Annotated in this window: 15 protein-coding genes and 1 tRNA gene; 12 read left to right on the top strand and 4 right to left on the bottom strand. The window is 65.1% G+C overall.

What is annotated here, in order from left to right; all coding sequences use genetic code 11:
* Positions 1 to 157 precede the first annotated feature (157 nt).
* Positions 158 to 928, top strand: coding sequence for a serine O-acetyltransferase (gene cysE / locus AC1RQF_RS03470; RefSeq protein WP_274003817.1), 771 nt, complete (start codon positions 158 to 160; stop codon positions 926 to 928).
* A gap of 60 nt (positions 929 to 988) precedes the next feature.
* On the opposite strand, the gene AC1RQF_RS03465 is transcribed toward cysE, so the two are convergent.
* From AC1RQF_RS03465 to AC1RQF_RS03450, 4 genes are all read right to left on the bottom strand, one after another.
* Positions 989 to 1,789, bottom strand: coding sequence for a UDP-2,3-diacylglucosamine diphosphatase (locus AC1RQF_RS03465; protein ID WP_274003815.1), 801 nt, complete (start codon positions 1,787 to 1,789; stop codon positions 989 to 991).
* A gap of 21 nt (positions 1,790 to 1,810) precedes the next feature.
* Complete coding sequence (locus AC1RQF_RS03460; RefSeq protein ID WP_274003813.1) at positions 1,811 to 2,302, bottom strand: peptidylprolyl isomerase; 492 nt, start codon at positions 2,300 to 2,302, stop codon at positions 1,811 to 1,813.
* 106 nt (positions 2,303 to 2,408) lie between these two features.
* The gene (locus AC1RQF_RS03455; RefSeq protein ID WP_274003811.1) at positions 2,409 to 2,990 is read right to left on the bottom strand and encodes a peptidylprolyl isomerase; all 582 of its coding nucleotides are present in this window, start codon (positions 2,988 to 2,990) and stop codon (positions 2,409 to 2,411) included.
* Positions 2,991 to 3,053: 63 nt separating this feature from the next.
* Complete coding sequence (locus tag AC1RQF_RS03450) at positions 3,054 to 3,776, bottom strand: tetratricopeptide repeat protein (RefSeq protein WP_274003809.1); 723 nt, start codon at positions 3,774 to 3,776, stop codon at positions 3,054 to 3,056.
* Positions 3,777 to 4,010: 234 nt separating this feature from the next.
* Here AC1RQF_RS03450 and cysS point away from each other — a divergent pair, with 234 nt between their 5' ends.
* From cysS to AC1RQF_RS03395, 11 genes are all read left to right on the top strand, one after another.
* Positions 4,011 to 5,408 (top strand): cysteine--tRNA ligase, encoded by a 1,398-nt coding sequence (gene cysS / locus AC1RQF_RS03445; protein ID WP_274003807.1) that lies wholly within the window; start codon positions 4,011 to 4,013, stop codon positions 5,406 to 5,408.
* Positions 5,409 to 5,455: 47 nt separating this feature from the next.
* Positions 5,456 to 6,367, top strand: coding sequence for a DNA-3-methyladenine glycosylase family protein (locus AC1RQF_RS03440; protein WP_274003803.1), 912 nt, complete (start codon positions 5,456 to 5,458; stop codon positions 6,365 to 6,367).
* A gap of 102 nt (positions 6,368 to 6,469) precedes the next feature.
* Complete coding sequence (locus tag AC1RQF_RS03435; protein ID WP_274003802.1) at positions 6,470 to 7,441, top strand: acetyl-CoA carboxylase carboxyltransferase subunit alpha; 972 nt, start codon at positions 6,470 to 6,472, stop codon at positions 7,439 to 7,441.
* Between the two features lie 43 nt (positions 7,442 to 7,484).
* Positions 7,485 to 8,894: a tRNA lysidine(34) synthetase TilS gene (tilS, locus tag AC1RQF_RS03430; protein ID WP_492871327.1), complete on the top strand. Its 1,410-nt coding sequence runs from the start codon at positions 7,485 to 7,487 to the stop codon at positions 8,892 to 8,894.
* Positions 8,895 to 9,212: 318 nt separating this feature from the next.
* Positions 9,213 to 10,463: an aspartate kinase gene (locus tag AC1RQF_RS03425; RefSeq protein ID WP_274003799.1), complete on the top strand. Its 1,251-nt coding sequence runs from the start codon at positions 9,213 to 9,215 to the stop codon at positions 10,461 to 10,463.
* A gap of 114 nt (positions 10,464 to 10,577) precedes the next feature.
* Positions 10,578 to 10,671, top strand: a tRNA-Ser gene (locus tag AC1RQF_RS03420).
* A gap of 214 nt (positions 10,672 to 10,885) precedes the next feature.
* On the top strand, positions 10,886 to 11,077 hold the full coding sequence (locus AC1RQF_RS03415) for a hypothetical protein (protein WP_274003797.1): 192 nt from the start codon (positions 10,886 to 10,888) through the stop codon (positions 11,075 to 11,077).
* A 966-nt stretch (positions 11,078 to 12,043) separates the two neighbouring features.
* Positions 12,044 to 13,750 (top strand): ShlB/FhaC/HecB family hemolysin secretion/activation protein, encoded by a 1,707-nt coding sequence (locus tag AC1RQF_RS03410; protein ID WP_492871326.1) that lies wholly within the window; start codon positions 12,044 to 12,046, stop codon positions 13,748 to 13,750.
* A gap of 79 nt (positions 13,751 to 13,829) precedes the next feature.
* Complete coding sequence (locus AC1RQF_RS03405) at positions 13,830 to 14,729, top strand: hypothetical protein (RefSeq protein ID WP_274003795.1); 900 nt, start codon at positions 13,830 to 13,832, stop codon at positions 14,727 to 14,729.
* Positions 14,730 to 14,803: 74 nt separating this feature from the next.
* The gene (locus tag AC1RQF_RS03400; protein ID WP_492871325.1) at positions 14,804 to 24,352 is read left to right on the top strand and encodes a two-partner secretion domain-containing protein; all 9,549 of its coding nucleotides are present in this window, start codon (positions 14,804 to 14,806) and stop codon (positions 24,350 to 24,352) included.
* Positions 24,349 to 24,774: a hypothetical protein gene (locus tag AC1RQF_RS03395; protein WP_492871324.1), complete on the top strand. Its 426-nt coding sequence runs from the start codon at positions 24,349 to 24,351 to the stop codon at positions 24,772 to 24,774. The genes AC1RQF_RS03400 and AC1RQF_RS03395 overlap by 4 nt, the downstream gene beginning before the upstream one ends.
* Positions 24,775 to 24,809 lie beyond the last annotated feature (35 nt).

Here is a 24,809-nt window from a genome sequence, read left to right as displayed (position 1 = left end):
GTCCCTGCCGGCGGCGGGGTGAACGCGGCGCGCCCAGCGCGTTCGCGCGGCAGGTCCTACAATCCGTTCGCATCTCACGAAACGTGATAAGCAAAGCAGCCACGCTGCTATCGCCCACGCCCGGCGGCGCCGCGCCCGGCCTTTTCCTCCGTCGACCATGTTCACGAGACTTCGCGAAGACATCGCCACGATCCGCGCGCGCGATCCCGCCGCCCGCAGCGCCTGGGAGGTGCTCACCTGTTACCCGGGGCTGCACGCGCTGCTGTTCCACCGCGCCGCGCATGCGTGCTGGCGGCGAGGCCGGCGCTGGCTCGGGCGCTTCGTGTCGCAGCTCGGCCGCGCCGCGACCGGGATCGAGATCCATCCGGGCGCGACGCTCGGCCGGCGCGTGTTCATCGATCACGGCATGGGCGTGGTGATCGGCGAGACGGCGGAGATCGGCGACGACTGCACCATCTACCAGGGCGTGACGCTCGGCGGCACCTCGCTCACGCGCGGCGCGAAGCGCCACCCGACGCTCGGGCGCGGCGTGATCGTTGGCGCGGGCGCGAAGGTGCTGGGCGGCTTCACGGTCGGCGACGGCGCCAAGATCGGCTCGAACGCGGTGGTCGTGAAGCCGGTGCCGGCAGGCGGCACCGCGGTCGGCAATCCGGCCCGCGTGGTGATGCCCGCCGACGCGAAGCCCGCCCCCGAGCGCGCGGCGTTTTGCGCCTATGGCATCACGCCGAACGCCGATGATCCGATGTCGCTCGCGATCCACGGGCTGATCGATCATGCGGCGAAGGAAAGCCAGCGGGTCGACGAGATCGTCGCGGCGCTGGAGCGTCTCGGCGCGCGGCTCGAAGCGTTGCAGGGCGCCGACGGCGCCCGTCTCGACCTGCGCCGGCTGTCGGCGGTGCTGGAGGGGCAGGCGCTCGAATCGCGCTGAACGCCGGGTGGGGCGCCGGGCCTGCGCGGCCGAACGCGCGCAGGGGCCGACGCGTGGGGCTCAGTCGAGCGGCAGCGCGTGGATGCCTTCGGCGTCGACGCGCAGATAGCCGCCGCGCCGCGGCCCGTGATCGAGCTCCCAGTCGGGCAGCACCCAGCGCACGCCGTCGGCTTCGAGATGCCGCGCGGGGCGGTGCGTGTGGCCGTGGATCATGGTTCGCGCACCGCTGCGCGCGAACAGCGCGGCCACACCGCGCGCGGTGACGTCGTAGCGCGGCGAGGCCGGCCGCGTGCGGCCCGCTTCGCTGTTCGCGCGCATCCGCTGCGCGAGCCGTTGCCGCCAGCGCAGCGGGCACGACAGGAACAGCCACTGCGCGAAGCCGTTGCGCGCGAACGCGCGGAACACCTGATAGCCGCGATCGGCCGTGCACTGCGCGTCGCCGTGCGCGAGCACGATGCGCTTGCCGAACGCCAGGATCACCGACGGATCGGGCAGCAGCATCGCGCCCGCCGCCTTCATGAAGCGCCGGCCGAGCAGGAAGTCGCGATTGCCGTGCATCACGTAGAGCGCGATGCCGCGTTCGGAGAGGGTATGCATGAGCGCCGCCATGCGGGCGGCGAACGGATCGTCGTCGAGGGTGTCGTCGCCGATCCAGTATTCGAACAGGTCGCCGAGGATGAAGACCGAATCCGCGCTGTCGGCGGTGAAGCGGACGAAATGCTCGAACGCCGCGACGGTGTGCGGGATCGATTCGCTCAGGTGCAGATCGGAAACGAACAGGAACGGGCGTGCCGCATGCGCGAGCGAAGGCTCGCCCGGCACGCCCGCGGAGACGCTTCGCGGCGGTGTTTCCTGCAGCATCGAAGGCCTCCTCGCGCCGCGTCAGACCGCCACGGCCTTTTCGATCACGACGTCGTCGTTCGGCACGTCCTGGTGGAAGCCCTTGCTGCCCGTCTTCACGCCCTTGATCTGGTCGACCACGTCCTGGCCTTCGACGACCTTGCCGAACACCGTGTAGCCCCAGCCTTGCGGGGTCGGCGACGAGTGGTTCAGGAAGTCGTTGTCGTTGACGTTGATGAAGAATTGCGCGGTGGCCGAGTGCGGATCGTTGGTGCGGGCCATCGCGATCGTGTACGTGTCGTTCTTGAGGCCGTTGTTCGCTTCGTTGTCGATCGGCGCGTCGGTCGGCTTTTGCGTCATGCCCGGCGCGAAGCCGCCGCCCTGGATCATGAAACCGTTGATCACGCGATGGAAGATGGTGCCGTCGTAGTGGCCCTTCTTCACGTATTCAAGGAAGTTTTCCACCGTCTTCGGCGCTTTCTCGGCGTCGAGTTCGAGCTTGATGACGCCGTGGTTCGTATGCAGTTCAACCATGATGATTCCTTCGCTGAGGTGGTTTAAATGGCACGCGGCCGGTCGGAACGACGCGGCCGCGCGCGGTCGCCGCCGGGCCTTGCGACCGGCGGCCGGATGATACCGGTTACTTCGAGACGATCGTCGCCGATTCGATCAGGATCGGCTTTTCGGGCACGTCGCGCATCGGGCCGCGCACCGTCGTCGGAGTCGCTTCGATCTTCTTGACCACGTCGAGACCCGACACGACCTTGCCGAACACCGCATAGCCGTTGCCGTCCGGGTTCGGGTAGTCGAGGCCGGCGTTGTCGACCGTGTTGATGAAGAACTGCGCGGTGGCCGAATCCGGGTCGCTCGTGCGCGCCATCGCGATCGTGCCGGTCAGATTCTTCAGGCCGTTCTTGCTTTCGAGCGGGATCGGCGCGCGGGTCGGCTTCTCGTCGAAGTTGGGCTTGTAGCCGCCGCCCTGGATCATGAAGCCCTTGATCACGCGATGGAAGATCGTGCCGCTGTACTGGCCGGCCTTCACGTAGTCGAGGAAGTTGGCGACCGTCTTCGGCGCCTTCTCCGGATACAGCTCGACGCGGATGTCGCCCTGCGAGGTCTTGAACTGCACGACGGGATGCGCGGCGGCCGTTTGCGCGAAGGCGGGCGCGGTCGCGGTCGCGAGAAGGGCGGCGCTGCCAAGCGCCAGCAACAGACGTTTCATAACGATCCTCTGGTTGAATGAACGAACAAGCTGAACGAACAAGCGGGTTGCCGCCGCGCGGGCTTACTGCGACGGCGCGATGTAGGGCGGCGTCGCGAACGACCCCGTCGGGCCGCCGAACTGGAAGGTCGGCGACAGCGGCAGCGTGGTGGTCGACACGTTCGACGCGGCCTCGGCGGCGCGGGCGTGCACCGACGGCGACGCGGCGGCGCCCTTGGGCTTCGGCGGCGGCGTGACGATCTTCTGCAGGTCGGCGAGACGCTGAGCGGTCGCGCCGCTGGTGCGGCCGAGCGATTGCGCGCGCTTGTACGATTCGGCGGCGAGCCGCAGGTACAGGTCGCCGAGGTTCTCGTAGGCGAGGCTGTAGTCCGGGTTCGCCTGCGTGGCCGTGACGAGCGCGGCGCGCGCCTCGTCGTAGCGGCCGTGCTTCGCGTACAGCGCGGCGAGGTTGTTGTACGGCTCCGGCAGTTCCGGGTAGGTTTGGGTCAGCGCGACGAACTGCTGGATGGCGTCGTCGTCGCGGTTCAGGCGCGCGAGCACCGTGCCGCGCTTGAACAGCGCCTGCGCGTCGCGCGGGTTCGTCGCGATGCGGGCGTCGAGCTGCGCGAGCGCCTGCGTCCAGTTTCGGCCCGAGATCGACGCGTCGACGTCCGGGGTGCCGTCGGTGGTCGCCACGGCCTTCTGGGCGTGGGCCGCAACGGCCGGCAGGAACGTCAGCGCGGCGCCCACGAGGGCGGTCGCAACAAGGGTCGCAGCGCTCGGCGCGCGGCCGCGGGGAGATTTCATAGGCTCAGGTCGGAATGTTATACTCCGACCCATTCTAACAAAACGTCCGCGCGTTCCGGCGAGCCGCGGACAGTCTTTTGCCTCTCGTGGCCGTCACCGCCGTGCTTGCTGTCTGACCGCCGCATGTCATGCCGAGGAAGCGCGTGACTCACGGTCGCGCTCGGGTTCCGATCGGGTTCAACATGCAGGGCGAGCATCGCCAGGGCGTTTTCCTTCGGCTCACGTTTCATCTCTATGGAATCACTGCGCATCTACAACACGCTCGCGCGTGACAAGCAAGTTTTCGTGCCGCGCCAGCCTGGCGAGGTGCGCATGTACGTCTGCGGGATCACCGTCTACGACTATTGCCACGTCGGCCACGCGCGGATGATGGTGGTGTTCGACCTCGTGCAGCGTTGGCTGCGCGCGCTCGGCTATCGCGTCACCTATGTGCGCAACATCACCGATATCGACGACAAGATCATCCGCCGCGCGGTCGAGAACGGCGAGACGATCCAGTCGCTGACGAACCGCTTCATCGCCGCGATGCACGAGGACACCGACGCGCTCGGCGTCGAGCGTCCCGAGATCGAGCCGCGCGCAACCGATTTCATTCCGCAGATGCTCGGCATGATCGAGCGGCTCGAGGCGAACGGCTACGCGTATCAGGCGAAGGACGGCGACGTCAATTACTCGGTGCGCAAGTTCGCGGGCTACGGCAAGCTGTCGGGCAAGTCGCTCGAAGACCTGCGCGCAGGCGAGCGGGTCGCCGCGAACGACGCGAAGGAGGATCCGCTCGACTTCGTGCTGTGGAAGCGCGCGAAGGCGGAGGATCCGGCCGGCACGAGCTGGGAATCGCGCTACGGGCGCGGCCGCCCGGGTTGGCATATCGAATGCTCGGCGATGGGCTGCACGCTGCTCGGCGAGCATTTCGACATCCACGGCGGCGGCCAGGATCTGCAGTTCCCGCACCACGAGAACGAGATCGCGCAAAGCGAGGGCGCGACCGGGCAGACCTTCGTCAACTACTGGATGCACAATGGTTTCGTGCAGGTCGACAGCGAGAAGATGTCGAAGTCGCTCGGCAACTTCTTCACGATCCGCGAGGTGCTGGAGCAGTACGACGCGGAAGTCGTGCGCTTCTTCATCACCCGCACGCATTACCGCTCGCCGCTCAACTACAGCGATGCGCATCTCGACGATGCGCGCGCCTCGCTGACGCGCCTCTACACCGCCCTGAAGGACGTCGTGCCCGACGGCGCGCCGCTCGACTGGGACGAGGCGCATGCGCGGCGTTTCGCCGCGGCGATGAACGATGATTTCAATACGCCGGTCGCAATAGCGGTGCTGTTCGAACTCGCCAGCGAGGTCAACCGCACGCTCGCCCCGGCGCTGGCGCGCCAGCTCGGGCGGCTCGCGGGCCTGCTCGGCCTGCTGGGCCGGGAGCCGCGCGCGTTTTTGCAGCAGGCGGCGGGCAGCGCGCAGACGGATGCGCTCGCGGCCGACGAGATCGAGGCGAGGATCGCCGCGCGCGGCGCGGCGAAACACGCGAAGGATTATGCCGAAGCGGACCGGATCCGGGCGGAACTGCTCGAAGCCGGGGTCGCGCTTGAAGACAAACCGGGCGGATCGACTGAGTGGCGGCGCGTATGAGCGCGCCTCGTCTGTCCCACTGATCGACTCGCCAGGTAGGAGGCAAGATGGCAACGGCCAGAAAGGCGCCGGCTAAACGCGCCACGCCGCAATCGTTGGCGGCGGGCAAGACCGCCGGCAAACGCGTGCCGGCCGCGCAAAAGGCGGCCGCGCAGCAGGCCGCGCTGAACGGCGCGGCCCACCCGCCGCGCGGGCGCGGCGCGGCGGCGAAAACCACGCGCGCGAAGCCGAACGGCGAGTGGCACGAGGCTGCGCTGCGCGAGCCGATCGACGCCGAGGCGGCCGATCGTCACGCGCGCGCCGCCGAGGATGCGGCGCAGGCGGCGCAAGCCGACGAGGTGGTGCGGCCTGCCTATTGGGACAAGGCGTGCGCGGATCTCGTCAAGCGCGACCGGATCCTCAAGAAGCTGATTCCGAAGTTCGGCCCCGCGCATCTCGTGAAGCGCGACGATCCGTTCGTCACGCTCGCGCGCTCGGTGGTCGGCCAGCAGATCTCGGTGCCGGCCGCGCAGGCGGTGTGGGAGCGGATCGAGGCGGCCTGCCCGCGGGTCGCGCCGCAGCCGGTGATCAAGCTCGGCCAGGACAAGCTGATCGCCTGCGGCCTGTCGAAGCGCAAGTCCGATTACATCCTCGACCTGGCCAGCCACTTCGTGTCGGGGGCGCTGCACGTCGACAAATGGACGTCGATGGACGACGAGGCGGTGATCGACGAACTCACGCAGATCCGCGGCATCGGCCGCTGGACCGCGGAGATGTTCCTGATCTTCAATCTCTCGCGTCCGGACGTCCTGCCGCTCGACGACCTCGGCCTGATCCGCGCGATCAGCGTCAATTACTTCAGCGGCGAGCCGGTCACCCGCAGCGAGGCCCGCGAGGTGGCGGCCAACTGGGAGCCGTGGCGCACCGTCGCGACCTGGTATATGTGGCGCAGCCTCGACCCGCTGTCCGACGATAGCTGATAAAGGCTATTGCATTTCATTAATCGATAGTTTAGACCCGGTTTTGACGCCGGCGCGCGCAGTTAGAATACGCGCTGCCGCAAGACCCAAGGATTCAAACTCATGAAGACCACTTTTCTGGATTTCGAGCAGCCGATCGCCGAACTCGAGGGCAAGATCGAGGAGCTCCGGTTCGTGCAGGACGACTCGGCTGTCGATATTTCGGAAGAAATCGATCGGCTGTCGAAGAAGAGCCAGCAGCTGACGAAGGATCTGTACGCGAACCTGACGCCTTGGCAGGTGTCGCAGATCGCCCGTCATCCGCAGCGGCCGTACACGCTCGACTACGTGAGTGAGCTGTTCACCGATTTCCACGAGCTGCATGGCGACCGCGCGTTCGCGGACGACCAGTCGATCGTCGGTGGCCTCGCGCGTTTCAGCGGCCATCCGTGCATGGTGATCGGCCACCAGAAGGGCCGCGACACGAAGGAACGCGCGGCGCGCAACTTCGGGATGCCGCGTCCGGAAGGCTATCGCAAGGCCGAGCGCCTGATGCGCCTCGCCGAGAAATTCGGCCTGCCGATCTTCACGTTCGTCGATACGCCGGGTGCGTATCCGGGCGTCGGCGCGGAAGAGCGCGGCCAGTCGGAGGCGATCGGCCGCAACCTGTACGTGATGGCCGAGCTCAAGACGCCGATCATCACGACCGTGATCGGCGAGGGCGGTTCGGGCGGCGCGCTCGCGATCGCGGTGGCCGACAACGTGCTGATGCTGCAATTCGCGACCTATTCGGTGATTTCGCCGGAAGGCTGCGCGTCGATCCTGTGGAAGAGCGCTGCGAAGGCGCCCGAAGCGGCCGAGGCGCTGGGCCTGACCGCGCATCGCCTGAAGGCGCTCGGCCTGATCGACAAGATCGTCAACGAGCCGCTGGGCGGCGCGCATCGCGATCCGAAGGGCATGGCGGCGCTGCTGCGCCGTGCGCTCGCCGACACGCTGCGCCAGTTCCAGGGCATGAGCATCGATGCGTTGCGCGAGCGCCGCTTCGAGCGCCTGATGTCCTACGGCAAGTTCAAGGAAACGATGCCGCGCGCGTGAGCCGCGTCCGCTTCGTCCGACCGGCGCGCCGCGCCACTCCATCGTGATGTCCCCTGCACACCTTCCCGCCGACCGCGTCATCGATGACGCAGTCGGCGCGGCGCTGGCCGTGCTGCCCGCCGACGCGACGATCGCGCTCGCGTACAGCGGCGGCCTCGATTCCACCGTCCTGCTCGATGCCGCCGCGCGTGTCGCGGGGGCGTCGCGCTGCATCGCACTCCATATTCATCATGGCTTGAGCCCGAACGCCGACGCGTGGCGCGCGCATTGCGAGGCCGAGGCGACGCTGCGCGGCGTGCGCTTCGACAGCCTGCGGGTCGAGCTTGGGCGCACCGGTCTCGGCGTCGAGGCCACCGCGCGCGACGCGCGCTACCAGGCGCTCGACGCGCTGTGCGCGCGGCATCGCGCGAGCGTGCTGTGGGTCGCGCAACATGCGGACGACCAGGCCGAGACGGTGCTGTTGCAGCTGCTGCGCGGCGCGGGTATCGCCGGCATCGCGGCGATGGCGCCGCATTACCAGCCCATCGATGCGAGCGTGCCCCGGGCGAGGCCGCTGCTGAATTTGTTGCGCGCGCAACTGGAACAGTATGCCCGGGCGCACGCGCTGCGCTGGATCGAGGACGAATCGAATGCGGATACGCGCTATGCGCGCAATGCGCTGCGCGTGAACGTGCTGCCCGCGCTCACGCCGCATTTCCCGGGCTTTCGCGACGCGCTCGCGCGAACCGCGCAGCACGCGGCGGCCGCGCAGCGGCTGCTCGACGATCTGGCCGCGCTCGATCTCGCGCAGGCGGCGCGCGACGAAGGGCGCGCGTTGTCGCGCGCGGCGCTGCTCGCGCTCGACGATACGCGCGGCGCGAACCTGCTGCGTTACTGGATGCGCACGCTCGGCTTGCCGGGCGCGTCGGCCGCGCGGCTCGCGGAGATGATCCGCCAGTTGCGCGCGGTGGGCGAATCGCACGCGTTGCGCGTCGATCACGCGGGACAGCGGTTGCGCCTGTATCGCGACGAGGTGTCGTGGGAAGCGGCCGCCGACCGTCCGGATCCGGCCGATCGCGACGCGCTCGCCGCGCGCGAGACGCGTTCGCTCGCCTGGCAAGGCGAGGAGATTTGGCGTCTGGCCGACTGGCGGGGCACCTATGTCTTCCATCCGGCGCGCCCGGACGAGCCCGACGCGGTGCCGGTCGCGGCGCTCGCGCGGGCGCCGCTCGTCGCGCGCGCGCGCATGGGCGGCGAACGGATGCGGACCGCGCCCGCCGGGCCGGGCCGCACGCTCAAGAACCTGTTCCAGGAACGCGGCGTGCCCGCGTGGCAGCGCGACGTGCCGCTGTTGTACGTGGGGGACCACCTGTTGTTCGTGCCGAACCTCGGCCTGAACCGCGATCGCGCGATCGGCGCGGCGGAAGGCGCCTGCCGTCGCATCGAGTGGCGGCCGGATCTGCTGATCGCCTGAATGCCGGGGCGCGCGAACCCGGGATTCAGGCGGCCGCTAAAAAGGGACCGTTGACAGGCGGTTGCTTGTCAAGCGTGCGACGTTGGGGTACGCTCAGTCGTTTGCTCGGCTCGGTTTTCGAGCGTTTTGTGCAGGTTTTCCGCGTGACGTACCCGGTTTGCGCGGCTTGATCCGCCTTCCGGGCAACATCGCCACGCCTGCGTGCTGCGTCCCAGCCGTACTTTCCGTCGTTCGTCCACAGCCAAAAGCAGCGTGACTGACCGGCGCCGCGGTTTGTCCAGTTCGCCCGCGCGGTTTCTCCTTCAGTTCAGAACGACAATGGCACTCATCGTACATAAATACGGCGGCACTTCGATGGGCTCGGTCGAGCGCATCAAGAACGTCGCGAAACGCGTCGCAAAATGGCATCAGGCAGGGCACCAGATGGTGGTCGTGCCGTCCGCGATGTCCGGCGAAACGAACCGTCTGCTCGGTCTCGCGAAAGAGATCTCGAGCCAGCCGAGCCCACGCGAGCTCGACATGATTGCGTCGACGGGCGAACAGGTCAGCGTCGGCCTGCTGTCGATCGCGCTGCAGGACATCGGCGTCGAGGCGGTGAGCTACGCCGGCTGGCAGGTGCCGATCAAGACCGACAGCGCGTTCACGAAGGCACGCATCGATTCGATCGACGACGCACGCGTGCGGCGCGACCTCGATGCGGGCAAGGTGGTGATCATCACGGGCTTCCAGGGCGTCGATCCGCAAGGTCACATCACGACGCTCGGCCGCGGCGGCTCGGACACCTCGGCGGTGGCGGTGGCGGCGGCGCTGGATGCGGCCGAATGCCTGATCTATACGGACGTCGACGGCGTTTACACGACCGATCCGCGCGTGGTCGAAGAGGCGCGCCGGCTCGACCGCGTGACCTTCGAAGAGATGCTGGAGATGGCGAGCCTGGGCTCGAAGGTCCTGCAGATCCGCTCGGTCGAGTTCGCCGGCAAATACCAAGTGAAGACGCGCGTGCTGTCGAGCTTGACGGATCCGCAGATCCCGCTCGATGACGAAATGCGCTCGGGTACCCTGATTACTTTTGAAGAAGACGAGACCATGGAAAAGGCTGTCATTTCCGGCATTGCGTTCCAGCGCGACGAAGCCCGTATCGGCGTGATGGGTGTGCCCGACAAGCCGGGCATCGCCTACCAGATCCTGGGCCCGGTGGCCGATGCGAACATCGACATCGACATGATCATCCAGAACCAGAGCGTGCAGGGCAAGACCGACTTCACGTTCACGGTCGGCCGCGGCGACTACCAGAAGGCGATGGACATCCTCACCAACCAGGTGAAGGGGCATGTGAACGCCGAGCAGGTGCTGGGCGACCCGAAGGTGTCGAAGGTGTCGGTGGTCGGCGTGGGCATGCGCTCGCACGTCGGCGTGGCGAGCACGATGTTCCGCACGCTGTCGGAAGAGGGCATCAACATCCAGATGATCTCGACGTCGGAGATCAAGATCTCGGTGCTGATCGACGAGAAGTACATGGAGCTGGCCGTCCGAGCGCTGCACAAGGCGTTCGAACTCGATCAGGCCTGATGAACCTTCCGTGACGCATCGAAAGAAAATGCGTCGCGGAAATTGACGACTCGTTCAGAACCCTATATTATCTTGGCTTCGTCGCACTACCTCCCTGGTGCGAGCGAAGGTTTGGGAGACGTGGCCGAGAGGTCGAAGGCACTCCCCTGCTAAGGGAGCATCTGGGCCAAAACCTGGATCGAGGGTTCGAATCCCTCCGTCTCCGCCAATAGGCGGTGACAAAGCCCCGCAAGTTTTCGGACTTGCGGGGCTTTTTCTTTTTCGGCCCATTGCGGCTTGTCGGCGGGCGCGCATCTGGGTCGGGCTCGTGGCCCGCGGCGTTCGGCTATTTCGCGAAGGACTCGACGCGATGTCCGCCCGGTTCGGGGGGCGGCATGGCGTGCCGGCGATCCGGGCCATCTGTTGGTTCGGGATCGCGCAGAGTGGTTCTGGCGATTGCCTCGCCCGTGCGCACAACAAATGCGTGCAAGAACATGGCCGGCTGGTTTGCATCGTTCGACAAGGCGCATATCCGGCTCGATGTGCGAATGGCGAGCGGTGAGGCGCGAATTCGCGGTCAGGTTGATGCGGTCGGCCGGGCTTCAGGCTTGCCGGCGTCCACTTCGGGTTCCTGACTACCCAGCTTGGTTCGAGGCCGGCACATCCAATCAGAAATTGACCTATTTGAAGCCGCCTGGGGCCGGCCGTTCGTTGTCGCGCGCAGGGACCGGCAGGCGGCGCGGCGATGGCCGGACGCTCTCCTCGTCGCGTTGGAGACATCGGGCAGGGCACGTCATGGCGAGCGAGGCGGAGCCGATATGCCGGGGACGCTCTCAATCGGTACTCAGGCCGGAAAGCGGAACCCGCGACCTGAGCCGACGCAGTGACGATTGGGAGGTGTCGGCTCTTGGCACGCTGAAAAAGCGCGTGAGTCGACGCACTGACTGGGTGTGCGATGAAGGGCTATCGATGTATTCGATTGCACCGGACGTGTCTGCCACCCATATCCCTGCCATTCAGCGACGAGTCTCCTCGTCCGGCAACCGGTCAATGAGTCCGTGAGGACAATAGAACAAAGATATTTTTTGTTGGAAATTGGCAACGTTGCTTGGCGCATGCGAATTACTATCGCGATGTCATGAAATCGGATTGTTCGTACTATTTCGATGTCAAGAAATAAGGATTGATCCAACATGTCATGGGGCTGGGTTGGATGATCTCGGTATATCAAAATAAGGTTGTACACGAAGAGGCGAGATTTTAGCTGGTCGCGTTGATTAAGAAGATTCCTGGAAGTTGCCGGGAAATAAAAAGTCAACGTGGAGATAGCACTTGAATGCCGTATCCGGTTTGATAAAAAATTCGATTCATCACTATATTTAAAATGATGATTTGAGATATCCGACTTGATATCAAATGGTAAAAAATTCTTTCGTGACAGTGCTGTTCTTGGCCTGAGCTTGGTCTAAATGAACCAGAAATAGAGAGATGGATGCAGGCAATGCGTACGGCATGTCTTATCTCATTTAAATGTTGACATTTTTGTAACAAATATTTCGCTAGATTGCGGCGTGAGAGACCAATCATTGCGCCGCGAAAAAGTGAAAAATCGAGAAGCCTCGGCAGCGTTGATTTCAGCATTGGCGAATGTTTCCGCGTGGGCGCAGGGCGCTCCGCCGTCTGAAATCACGTCTGGCCCGCAAATCCAACGTTTGCAGCAACAGCAACTTGACGCCACCAAGGAGCTGAATCCGCGCACGAACGTCCTGACGCCGACCGGCGAGGCGTCGCCGGAGGTTCGCGTCACTGGCCTGCCGCTCGACGATCCCTGTTTCCCGATCAGGGAGATCGTGCTGGAGGACAACGCATTCGGTTGGCTTCCGCGTTTTCTCCAGCCGATCGCGGGGCAATGCGTCGGCAAGACCGCGCTCAAGCACATTCAGGACGCCGCGAACAACGCGCTGATCGAGCGCGGCTACGTGACCACCCGCGTACTCGTGCCGCCTCAAACGCTGCAATCGGGCACGCTGACGCTGCGTGTCGTCCCGGGGCGCATCAGCGGCGTGCGCGCCGATCAGCCCGCGATCGGCTGGTTGCGCGCGGCGCTGCCGACCTCCGGCGGCGCGCTCTTGAATCAGCGCGACATCGATCAAGGGCTGGAGAACCTGCGCCGCCTCCAATCGCAGTCCGACGCCACGTTCGACATCGCGCCGGGCATGCATCCCGGCGATTCCGAAATCATCCTGCATCCCGGAGCCGGCAAGCGCTGGCACGCCATCTTCGGTGCGGACAACGCCGGCCTCGACTCGACGGGCAGATACCAGCTGTCCGGCTCGTTCACGTTCGATTCGCCGCTGCACCTCTACGACCAGCTGCAAATCGCGGGCACGACGAATGCGAACTTCGATGCGTCGGACCAGGGCAACCAGTCGGTGTCCGCCAACTACGGCGTGCCGATCGGCTACGCGATGCTGACCTTGAACGCGAGCCGCTCCCGCTACCTGCAGACCGTCGCGGGCTTCGACGAGCCGATCGAGTACAGCGGCGTTCAATCCCAACTCCAGGCAGGCCTGTCCGGCGTGATTCATCGGAGCGCGCACGCGCGCACGGAGATCCACGGCCATCTCTTCCGCAAGATCAGCCGCAATTCGATCGACGGCGTGGATCTTCCCGTCCAGCATCGCGACCTCATCGGCTACGAACTGGGACTGTCGCACCGCCGGTACCTCGGCGACGTCGTGCTCGCCGGCTCGCTCGCCTGGCGCGCATCGCTGGCGGGGCTGTCCAGCAATCCCGGCACGGTGGTGGGCGCGCCGGACTTCGACGGCAAGACGCAGATCGAGCTGGCGAGCCTCAATGCCCAGGTTCCCTTCAAGCTCGGCAAGCAGACGTTCTCGTACCAGTTCGGCTGGAACATGCAGCACGCGCGTACGCCGCTGACGCCTTCCGACTATTTCACGATCGGCACGCGCTATGCCGTGCGCGGATTCGATCAACAGCTGACGCTCGCCGCCGAGAGCGGCTGGGCGATTTCCAACGAGTTCGACTGGTATGTGCCGACGCCTGTCGGCACGCAGGCGCTCTACGGCGGCGTCGACGCCGGCCGGGTGCGCGGGCCCGCCACGCAATACCTGCTCGGCGAGACGCTCGTCGGCGCCGTCGTCGGCGTGCGCGGCAATCTCGCGCCGAAGAACGCCGTCGGCGCGGCGCTGAACTACGACGTCTCGCTCGGTTTCCCGTTGTCGAAGCCGGAAGGCTTCAAGGCGAGCTCGCCGACGCTGTTGTTTCAGATCAGTACGTTGTTCTAAGCGGTAGCGCCGAGCCAGGCTGAACCAGGCTTGGCGGCTCGGTGTTTTGTTGATGGCTCAACTAGAGGAAGGAAGAACTATGCAACACGTGTGTGAAAAGCGTCGACTTTTGCAAATCGTGACGGTGACGTCCGCGGTGGTAGCCGCACTGGCGCTGAGCGCTTGCGGCGGCGGTGACGATGATGACGGCAGCCCACCCGCAGCCGGCGGCGCGTCGACGGGCGGGACATCGCCGGGCGGCGGTTCGTCGACGGCGGCGATCCGGGTGGAGGGGCAGTCCCAGTCTCTGTCGAGTCAGCATGCGACGGTTCGCGTGCTGATGCCGCCCGCAGGATGGAACGGCGGCCAGATGCCGAACGGGAAATACGCCTTCGGTTCGCTGTCGCAGCCGGCATCGACGCTCACGGAGCAGGCGCCCGGCGCCTACGTTGCGATTCCTTTTCTCTCATCGGGTGAGATCAAGACCCTGACGAAAGGTGTCGTGACGGATCTCGCAGGCAATGGCGACATCGCGATCGGTCGCTGGGCCGACGGCGCCGACTCGGCGGGCGAGAGCTACAACGCCAATCAGGGGCAGGCCTGGGCGGTCGGTGCGCCCGTCGTGCTCGAGGTCCCCTTGGCCGCGCAGATGCAGTGTTCGCTCGCGTTCGCCACCCGTCCGACATCGGCGGACGGCAACACAGCTCCGGGCAAGGTGAATGGCGCCACCGCGGTGCTGACGAACGGCAAGGACGCGTTCGGCCGCGACGTCGTCGACTATGCGTTGAATCTGCAGTACTCGATCGGCGGCGACCAGAACCAGTCGTTCGACGCCAGCGCCTCGTTGGGCGGGGTGGCACTGAGGTCGCCGTCGAAAACGAGCCTGATGAGTACGGTCATGGGCAGTGACCCGAAGCAGCCGTATCTCGTCGTGTCGTACGGCTTCCCGGCTACGACGACGGGCAATGTGAACGGTCTGGCGGTCCTGAGCTGCAAGTAACGCCTGAACGAGGTCGGCCGTATCCGGACGAAACGATGCGGCCGACTTGAATCGTATTCGAGAGCAAAGCGATCATGAATTCCGGAATCTTTCGTTTGGTGTTCAGTACCGTGCGCGGCATGCGGGTGGCGGTCGACGAACATGCAGCGGCGCATGGGGGCGGCGAATGCACCCGGGTGCGCCGGGTCGCTCGATCGGTGTCGGCGGATTCCGGAATCTCGATCTGGTTCGCGGCGCGCGCGACGGTTTTTGCCGCGCTCTGTGCGTTCGGCATGCAGGCGCTCGTGGTTCAAGCCCAGGCCACCTTGCCGATCACGCCCGACCGCAGCGGGCCGACGCATCCGGTCGTCGGCGTATCGACGTCGGGTGTGCCGCTCGTCAATATCACCGTGCCGACCAACGGCGTGTCGCTGAACAACTTCACGCAATACAACGTCGGAACGAAGGGTGCGGTGTTGGTCAACAGCGGCCGGAATGCGCAGACGCAACTCGCCGGCTGGGTGCAGGTCGGCAACCAGGCCGCGCGCGTGATCGTCAACCAGGTCACGTCGGGCCATCCCAGTCGGCTCCTCGGGCCGACCGAGATCGCGGGCAGGCAGGCGAATCTCGTGATCGCGAACCCGGCGGGGATCACGTGCGCCGGTTGCGGATTCCTGAATGTTCCGCGCGTGACGCTCGCGACCGGCATGACGACCTTCAATCCCGACGGCACATTGGCCGGCTTCAACGTCACGCAGGGGCATATCGGCATCGACGGCGCCGGCCTCGACGCACGCGACAGCGCGATCGATCTGATTGCGCGCGCGATGACGATCAACGGGCAGGTGTGGGCCGATTCCATCGACGCGGTGGCGGGGGCGAATCGGGTCGGTTATGCGGATCACGCCGTACAGGCTCAGGCGGGTACGGGGGCGGCGCCGAGCGTGGCGATCGACGTCCGGGCGCTGGGCAGCATGTTCGGGAACAGCGTCAGGCTGATCGGCACCGAGGCCGGCGTGGGCGTGCGGGATGCGGGCTCCATCACGTCGCTGACCGGCGATCTTATCGTCTCGAACAACGGCGAGGTGACGATTGCGCCGAGCGCGCGTCTTCAGTCAGCCGCGAACATCCGGATAGACGCTGCCGATATCGTTCAGCAGGGCACGCTGGTCAGCACCCGGGCCACGGATCTGGATGCGTTTCAGGCGCTGTCGAATGCCGGAACGATTTCGTCGGGAGGCAACACGAACCTGACCGCCGCGGCTTCGATCGACAACAGCGGCCAGATCTACGCCGGCGCCGATGCGATCGGCGACCTGGTCGGCGGAGGTTCCATCACGGTGCGTGGGTCCAAGGTGTCGAGCAGCGGCACGTTGGCCGCCGGCGACAACGTCAATCTGCTCGCGAACGATGTCTCGCTCGACCATGGAACAGTGAATGCCGCCAGCGCGCTCAATGTGACGGCGCCGGGCACGTTGTCGAATCTGGCCGGCACGATGCGCGGCCAGAATCTGACGCTGAACGCCGGTCAACTGGTGAACGACGCGGGCGTCATCAGTTCGCCCACGCTGGCAAACGTGGCCGCGAAAGCGGTTTCGAACCGATCAGGCGTGTTGGCGGCGGACGCGCTGTCGTTGAACTCGAGCGGCGCGCTCGACAACACCGAAGGGAAATTGTCTGCGCGCACGGCGCAGATTGCCGCACTCGACCTCACGAATGTGGCAGGCGAGATCGGTACAACGACGGGCGGATTGGTGCTGACGGCGGCCGAGGGCGTGTCGAATCGCCACGGGAAGATCGCCGGCGGCAGTGGTCTCGCGCTGGCCGCAGGCACGGTATCCAATGCGCAGGGGCAGATCGGCTCCGTGGCGGGCGATACCGCGCTCGACGTCACGCGATCGATGAGCAACGAGAACGGCAGGATCGCAGCCGGCCATGATCTGTCAATCCGGACGGCGCTTCTCGATAACTCGGCGGGGACGATCAGCGCGCACGCGACGCGGATCGATGCAGCCGACGTCGTGAATTCCGACGGCCGGATCGGTACGACCGATGGCTTGCGCATCACGGCGGCGGGCACCGTCTCGAATCAGGCCGGCGCGATCGTCGGTGGTGACGGCCTGTCGCTGACGGCAAGTCGCATCGAGAACGCGTCGGGCACGATCGGCTCGGCCGCAGGCGACACGTTGCTGCGCGCAACGCAAGCCATGACGAACATCGGCGGGACGGTGAGATCGGCCAATGCGCTCAGGGTCGCGAGCGACCTCATCGACAACTCGAACGGCGGTATGACGGCCGAGCGCGGTGTGCACATCCGGGCGGGGGACGTCGTCAATGCGAACGGCCAGATCGGTTCGTCGTCGGATGCGCTGTCGATGGCCGCGAGCCGTATGGTGTCGAACGCAGGCGGCAAGCTGGCGGGGGCAACCGGGCTGTCGGCGAGCGCCGCCACGCTGAGCAATCGTGGCGGCCAGATCGGCACGTCCGCCGGCGCTATGAACCTGGCGGCCTCGCAGGCGTTCGACAATATGCAGGGCACGGTGAGCGCAGCCGGCGCATTGAACGCACAGACCGGTACGCTCGACAACACGCAAGGCACGATTTCGGCGGATAGTGCGGAGCTTGCCGTGGCAGGGGCCTTGACGAACGCCCACGGGACGATTGCGGCGACTCGCGGCACGACGGTGGCCGCGCAGAGCGTCTCGAACCGCGACGGCACCATGGGCTCTGTTTCGGGCGCATTGTCGGTCATGACGTCGGGCATGACTGACAACGCCGGCGGCAAGCTGCTGGCATCGGGTGACACCCGCCTGGCCAATGCGGGCTTGCAGAACACGGGCGGTACGATCACGGGGGCGAACGTCACGCTTGCATCGGGACAGGGCGCAATCGACAACGCGCTCGGCAACGTGACGGCGAGCGCGTCGCTGACAAGCCGTTCGGGCGCATTCGACAACCGGTCCGGGTTGGCGCAGGCGACGGGTGCGGTTGACATCGAGACGCACGGTCAGGCGTTCGACAATCGAGCCCTGGCGGGGCAGGCCGCGGGCGGCCGGATCCTCGGCCACGGCGCCGCGCTGGCCACGGGGATGTTGAGCAATACCGGCGGCGCGATTTCATCGAGCGGCGCGGCAAGCATCCGCGCGGTGTCGATCAGCAATGATGCGGGCTCGCTCGTGGCGGACGGGGCATTGGCCGTGCGAAGCGACGGCGTGGTGTCGAACGTGGCAGGGCAGATCGGCGGCAACGGCGATGTCGCCGTGTCCGGTGCGACCGTCGACAACACGCGCGGGGCGATGCACGCGAGCGGCGCGCTGGCGGTGACGGGCGATACGATCCGCAATGCGCAGACCGCCGGTGCGACGGTGCCGGACACGGCAGGCGTGCCGGGCCTCCCTGCGGGGATGGAAGGCGCAAGCGTCGTCCTCGATGCAAGGCATGCGATCGACAATGCCGCCGGCGCGATTCGTGGCGACAAGGAGGCGAAACTGACCGCGCCGCTCATCGACAACACGTCGGGCAGCATCCAGTCGAAGGGGGCGATTGCCTTGGTTGCGGCGAACACGGTGCTCAATCGTCAGGGCGACATCAACGGCGGCCAACGGTTGACCGTCGTGGCCGGGATGCTCGACAACGACGGCAAGCTCCAGTCGGCCGGCGATGTCGACGTGACGACACAGGGCGGCCTGACCAACAGCGGCGCGATCCTGGCGGGCCGTGATCTGACGACCCTGGTCGGCGGTTTGCTCGACAACAGCGGCACGTTGTCGGCGGGCGATGCGTCGAACGTGACGGCCGGCTCGATCCGGAATCGCGCGCCCGGCGAGATTTTCGGCGGCGGCGCCGCCAACGTTCGCGCGAACGGATCGATCACGAACGAAGGTCTGATCGATGGCGGCGCGACGACGGTGACAGCCGGCGATACCGTCACGAACACCGGCGGTCGCATCTACGGCGACACCGTCGCGTTGGGGGCAAATACCGTCGTCAACGATCAGGACGCGCAGGGTGTGGGCGGCGTGATCGCATCGCGCGGCGATCTCGATATGGGCGCGCAGACGCTCAAGAACCTGAACGGCGCGCTGATCTACGCGGGCAGCGACATGCGGGTTGGCGGCGCGCTGGATGTGAATCGTCGGGCGACAGGCATTGCGCAGGCCATGACGAACAACGGCGCGCAGATCGATGTCGGGCGCGACATCACGATCGATGCAAGCCGATTCGAGAACCTGAACGCCAACTTCCGCACTTCGACGGTGACGACCGATGCCGGCAACCAGACGTGGTATCAGGTGCCTGGCTCGGTCGACAAGATCGATCCGTCGACGGTCTACCTGTATCAGAAGAATAGCCTCGCGATCCGTCCGGGCGAGGATTACCAGTGGGCGTTGGACGACGACCAGAAATTCATCCTGCTGCCGTCGAAGCAGTATCCGTTCGCGGAGTACGCGAAATACACGATGAACGGCGTGGCGGGGAAGATCGATCTGACGAACTACGCCTCATGGTACTTTCAATCGAACGAGGCAGCGGCCCATGCCGGCGCTTATCGGACCGTGCAGGCAGACATCTGGGAGAGGCTCGGGGTCGCTCCGCCGCCGGATGCGAATCCGGCGTGGATCACATGGGGCCCGTTCGACTTGGCCGGTGTTGCGGCTTTGCTATCCGGCCGGAAAAACGTCGGCGACGACTGGTTTGCCGTCAAGCCGCCGACGGTAGCCGACGTAACCGGCGAAAAACCGCCGCTTCTCGGGCCGCCAAGCCCGTCCTGCAGCAGTTCCAGCCATGCGGCATGCGCGCCGTTCCAGCAGTGGTACGAGGCGACCACGACCGCCTACGAGGATCTCAATAAAGCAGTCATCGCGTACAACAACGACGTCGCGAGCCGGCTCGTCCAGACCTATACGGTTTACACGGTCGAGGTCAAGTCGACCAAGGATGTCGTTACCGCGTCTCAACCGGGCATCATCAACGCCGGCCGTCATATCACGGTCAACACGGCGTCCGGCGTCAACGACAAGAGTCAGATCGTCGCCGGCGACAACGACCATCCGGGCGGCGTGATCAACATCGGTGCGCAGGGCACCGAGACGTTCACGGGTTCGGGCAAGGCGATCCATACGTGGGTGGAGTCGAATGGCGCCTTTCGCGGTGACAAGCGCGAATCGAGCAAGACCGACTACTCGCCGGCCATTCCGCCGCAAACGATCGATCTGCCGGTGGTGTTGGCTGCCCCGGACAAGCCGTCCAATCCGATCAAGAGCGTGGCGGCCGAGATGCCGGCCGCGCAGGGTGCGTCCGGCGCCGGCGTGACGCCGACGGCGGGCAGGCGCATCGAGGCCCGGGTGGCGGTCGGCGACGGTGTCGCGGGCGTCGGGACGGAGGCTGTCTCGGCGGTGAAGGCCAACGTCGGCGGCGTGGTCGTGCGGACGGCGACGCCGAACACGCGCTTGCCGAACAACGCGTTGTATCAGGTGGCGACCGACCCGGGTCGCCGCTTCCTGGTCGAGACGGATCCGCGTTTCACCGATCGCTGGACGTGGCTGTCGAGCGACGCCATGCTCGACGCGCTCAAGGTCGATCCGAATACGGTCCTCAGGCGCATCGGCGACGGTTTCTACGAGCAGCAACTGGTTCAGCAGCAAATCATCCTGGCAACAGGGCAGCGCCTCGTCGGCGACTACACGGACAACCAGCGCGCCTACCAGGCGCTGATGGCCAATGGCGTGCAGGCATCGCAGCAGTTCGGGCTGAATGTCGGCACGGCGCTGACCGATGCGCAGATGGCCGCGCTGACGAACGACATCGTCTGGCTCGTGAACCAGACCGTGACGCTGCCGGACGGCAGCCAGCAGGAAGCGCTGGTGCCGCAGGTGTATCTGCGTTCGCGCGCAGCGGACGTGACGGGTGAAGGGACGATCATCGCCGGCAAGAACGTCACGATCGATGCGGAGGGGCGGTACGAGAACTCAGGCACGATCGCCAGCCGCAACGTGACGATCATCCGCGCCGATACGATCGACAATCACGGCACGCTCTCGGGCGGCGCCGTGATCGCGAGCGCGGCCCAGGATCTGAACAATCTGGGCGGGCTGATTCAGGGCAATGCCGTGGTGCTGTCGGCCGGTCGCGATCTCAATCTGACGAGCACCACCCGTTCGGCGACGGCGAAGAGCGGCAGTGCAACCGGTATCGATCGCGTGTCGACGCTCAATGCCGGCGTCTTGCAGGCCGTTGCCGGCCGGGATCTGAATGCCGCTGCGGCCGCGATCGCGGCGACGGGCGGCGCGCTGCTGATGGCCGGCAACGACGTCAATCTGAATGCGGTTCGCGAGAGCAGCGAGGATGCGGTGCAGTGGAACGGCCGCAACCACGCGGAACACGCCGCGTCGATCGACCGGGGCACGGTGATTGCATCGGGAGGCGGTCTGGCGATCGTGGCCGGTCGCGACGTCAATGCGACGGCCGCCTATGCGAATGCGCAGGGCGCGATCAGGGTGATCGCCGAGCGCGACGTCAATCTTAACGCGGGTGAGCAGAGCGCGAGCGCGAACGAAGAACATGATCGGAAGGAGAGCGGCTTCCTGTCGTCGAAATCGACGCATACAGTCGATTCGAGCAGCTACACCCATGCGATCGGCACGACCTTGTCGGGCGATACGGTCGACGTGCAGGCAGGAAACAACCTGACGGCCAGGGCCGCGACGATTGCCGCCACCGGCGATGTGGAACTCGTCGCCGGCCACGACATCAGGATCACGACGGCGGATACCGCGTCGAGTGAATATCACTACCAGGACGTGAAGAAGTCCGGCCTGGGCAGCGCGGGTGCGGGGATTTCGTATGGCACGCACCAGACGATCGATGCCAGCCGCGATACGGTGAGGGGATCGCAGGGCAGCCTGATCGGCAGCACGGGCGGCGATGTCACCATGACCGCCGGTAACAAGCTGCATGTCACGGGCTCGGATATCGTCGCGGGCAAGGATGTGAGGGGTGCCGCGAAGGAAGTGACGATCGATCCGTCGCAGACCGATCGGCATCATGAACAAACCCTTGAGGTGAAGAGTTCGGGATTCACGTTGGCGGTGAAGTCTCCGGTGATCGACGCGATTCAGAACGTGAATCAGCAGGCGCAGGGGGCCGGCGGGAGCCAGGATGGGCGAGCCGCGGCGTTGCATGCGATCGCGGCCGCGGGCGGCATGGCCGATCTGGTCGATGCGACGGGGCGCATGACGGACGCGCTGGATAGTCCGACGGGCAAGGTCGAGGCGAAGATGGAGCTGAGCTTCGGTTCGTCGCGGAGCAAGTCGACGTTTGTCGAGGACAGCACGCAGAACAACGGCAGCAGTGTGCGGGCAGGCGGTACGGTCAAGTTCGTGGCGACGGGAGACAAGAACGCCGGACAGGGCAACGTGACGATCCAGGGGGCGAACGTCACGGCGAAAGACGTGCGGCTGGAGGCGACGAACAAGGTCAATCTCGTCAGCAGTGCGGATGCCGACAGCACGCGCAGTACGAACGAATCGAAGAGCGCGAGTTTGGGCGTGTCGTATGGTACGGGTGGATTTGGCGTGTCGGCGGCGATGTCGAGAGCGCATGGGGACGCGAACTCGGATGCGGTGACGCAGAACAACACGCATATCAATGCGGGCCGCACCGTGACGATCATCAGCGGCGGCGATACCAATATCGTCGGGGCAAACGTCAATGCGAATAAGGTGATCGGGGCGGTCGGCGGTAATCTGAATATCGCGTCGGTGCAGGATACGAGCAGGAGTGCGGCGCATCAGAGCAGCGCGGGTGGCGGGTTCAACGCGAGCATGGGCGGGGCGAGCGTCAGCGGCAGTATGCAGAATGGCCGCGCGAGCGGCAATTATGCCGGCGTGAACGAGCAGTCGGGCATTCAGGCGGGCGCGGGCGGTTTCGATATCACGGTCACGGGCAATACGGACTTGAAGGGTGCATATATCGCCAGTACGGCGACGTCGGATAAAAACCAACTCACGACCGGGACGCTCACGTTCTCGGATGTTCAGAATCACTCGGAGTACGACGCAAGCAGTTTCGGGATCAGCGCCGGTGGTGGGGCCGGTAATGGCGGGAACAATTACGCGACGCATGGAGCGACGAGCGGGAAGAACACCGGCGGCGCCTTGCCGCTTTATGTGAGCGAGAGCGGTAGTAGCGATGCGAGCACGAGAAGCGCGGTCAGCGCCGGCAGTATCACCATCACGGATCCGGCGAATCAGAAGCAGGATGTGGCGATGCTGGAGCGCGATACGTCGAATCTGAACGGCACGGTGAGCAGGACGCCGGATCTGCAGCAGGTATTGAGCAATCAGTCGGATCTGATCAATGCGGCGCAGGCGGCATCGGAAGTGATCGCGAAGCAGATCGGCAGTTATGCGGACAGGAAGCGTGATGAGGCGCGGAGGAATGCGGAGGGCACGAATGATCCGGCGCTCAAGACTCAGTATCTGCAGGAGGCAAAGGATTGGGCCGAAGGCGGGGATAGCCGCGCGGCTTTGCATGTCGCCGGTGGGGCGTTGACGGGAGGGTTGACCGGCGGTGGGTTGGGCGCGGCAGGTGGGGCGGTGGGGGCAGGGGCGTCGGCGAAGCTCGCGCCGCAACTGAACGAGGTCGCCGCGGCGATCAAGGATGCGGGGCCGACGGGCAACGCGAATGTGGATGAATTGCTGGGGAATCTGACGTCGAATGTGTTGGCGGGTGGAGTGGGGGCGTTGGTGGGTGGCGGGGCGGGAGCGTTGAGTGGGGCGGGGGTGGATCGGTTTAATCGGCAGATTCACTCCCAAGAAAAAAAGGAGGCTCGGCAGATTGCTGCATCAGCGCAGGCTCAGGGGCTAACGAATCCCGATGGTTCACCGATCACGGTGGCACAGATTGAGAATGCGATGCGAGCGGCGAACAATAGCCAGCTTGGTGAGATTGCAGCGACGGGCATTGTTGTGCCGTTGAACGCGAACACGTCCACGAGTGAAGTCTATGACACGACAGGGATGAAACTGGTGACGGACCGCACTGGAAATTATCTGGTGCAAGATTCATCTATGTTGGCGACGCCGTCAAAGGCGTTGCAAGACCTGATTGTGCGGAACACTGGTGGCGAAAATTCGCCGTATAGTTGGAATGCCTCTAGCAGTTACGCAATTGTGCCGAAGATTGATCCCTATGGCCCGTTTTCTCCGGGATGGAACACTGGGGAGTATGCCGCCGGCCTTTCAGGATCGGATTCGCAGAATAACTCAACCGTTACAGTCCAGGCTGGTTTCCACGTGCCTGTCTCTCCCGGCGTCGCCGTTGGACCGAATTTCTCGTACACGGCAAACAAAGGAACGGTTTCACTCAAGCCAGATGTTGCGGTTGGTACGATAGCTGACATCGGTGCAAGCGTAACGCTCGCAGGTGACTCCCGATATGCGGGCCCCGCCACGATTAACTTCGGACTAGGAAAATACATGGGCCTGCAAGTAACGCCGAGCAACGTTACAGCATGGGAAGAGAAGACATGGTTCGATCTTGGACGGTACGTTAATGGTGTGTCTGTCGGTATTGGATGGGGTTTTGCTACGCCGGTCAACGTGACTGTTGATCCAACATATCAGTCTCCTAGAAAGCAATGAAATCTATCTATATTGGTACGGTAAGCCCTATAGCAGGATTGCTCATAATCTTGACATTACTCACGTCCGTGCTTGCGCTGTTTATTGTACTTCCGGGACTGCGTCGTACTCTTGACCGAGAGGGGGGGCACCGTTCCGCTCAAGTTCGCGTCTTTGCGACATTCGGTCACGGCATTGTGCGTTCGGGCGGAGCTTTTTACCGTTTCACTCTGTATGAGAGCTACCTCGTTACATGCTTCCTGATCGCTCGGGCCTACACCTATCGAAGTATTCGTGTACCTGAGCGATATGTTGAAAAAAGTGGCAGGTTACGACTGGTAATTAATGAGGTGCCAGTGGTTCTCTACGGTAATTCACAAGATCTCGAAAAATTTTATAAGGCGCTGAGTAAATTTGTCGAATTGCCGATTGTCGGGCGATGAGCGGTTTGATTGGCGGCGTCGGTGCAGAATGTATT

The organism is Burkholderia sp. GW821-FHT14F03 (genome assembly GCF_058803765.1).
Note: the sequence above shows the minus strand (reverse complement) of the source record. Positions and strands in the feature narration are given on the sequence as shown.

Bases quoted from the DNA above. Each gene is read 5' to 3' on its own strand.
- cysS (WP_274003807.1), top strand. From the start codon at position 4,011: ATGGAATCACTGCGCATCTACAACACGCTCGCGCGTGACAAGCAAGTT.
- AC1RQF_RS03465 (WP_274003815.1), bottom strand. From the start codon at position 1,789: ATGCTGCAGGAAACACCGCCGCGAAGCGTCTCCGCGGGCGTGCCGGGC.
- AC1RQF_RS03450 (WP_274003809.1), bottom strand. From the start codon at position 3,776: ATGAAATCTCCCCGCGGCCGCGCGCCGAGCGCTGCGACCCTTGTTGCG.
- AC1RQF_RS03435 (WP_274003802.1), top strand. From the start codon at position 6,470: ATGAAGACCACTTTTCTGGATTTCGAGCAGCCGATCGCCGAACTCGAG.
- AC1RQF_RS03425 (WP_274003799.1), top strand. From the start codon at position 9,213: ATGGCACTCATCGTACATAAATACGGCGGCACTTCGATGGGCTCGGTC.
- AC1RQF_RS03460 (WP_274003813.1), bottom strand. From the start codon at position 2,302: ATGGTTGAACTGCATACGAACCACGGCGTCATCAAGCTCGAACTCGAC.
- AC1RQF_RS03395 (WP_492871324.1), top strand. From the start codon at position 24,349: ATGAAATCTATCTATATTGGTACGGTAAGCCCTATAGCAGGATTGCTC.
- cysE (WP_274003817.1), top strand. From the start codon at position 158: ATGTTCACGAGACTTCGCGAAGACATCGCCACGATCCGCGCGCGCGAT.
- AC1RQF_RS03405 (WP_274003795.1), top strand. From the start codon at position 13,830: ATGCAACACGTGTGTGAAAAGCGTCGACTTTTGCAAATCGTGACGGTG.
- AC1RQF_RS03400 (WP_492871325.1), top strand. From the start codon at position 14,804: ATGAATTCCGGAATCTTTCGTTTGGTGTTCAGTACCGTGCGCGGCATG.
- AC1RQF_RS03440 (WP_274003803.1), top strand. From the start codon at position 5,456: ATGGCAACGGCCAGAAAGGCGCCGGCTAAACGCGCCACGCCGCAATCG.
- AC1RQF_RS03455 (WP_274003811.1), bottom strand. From the start codon at position 2,990: ATGAAACGTCTGTTGCTGGCGCTTGGCAGCGCCGCCCTTCTCGCGACC.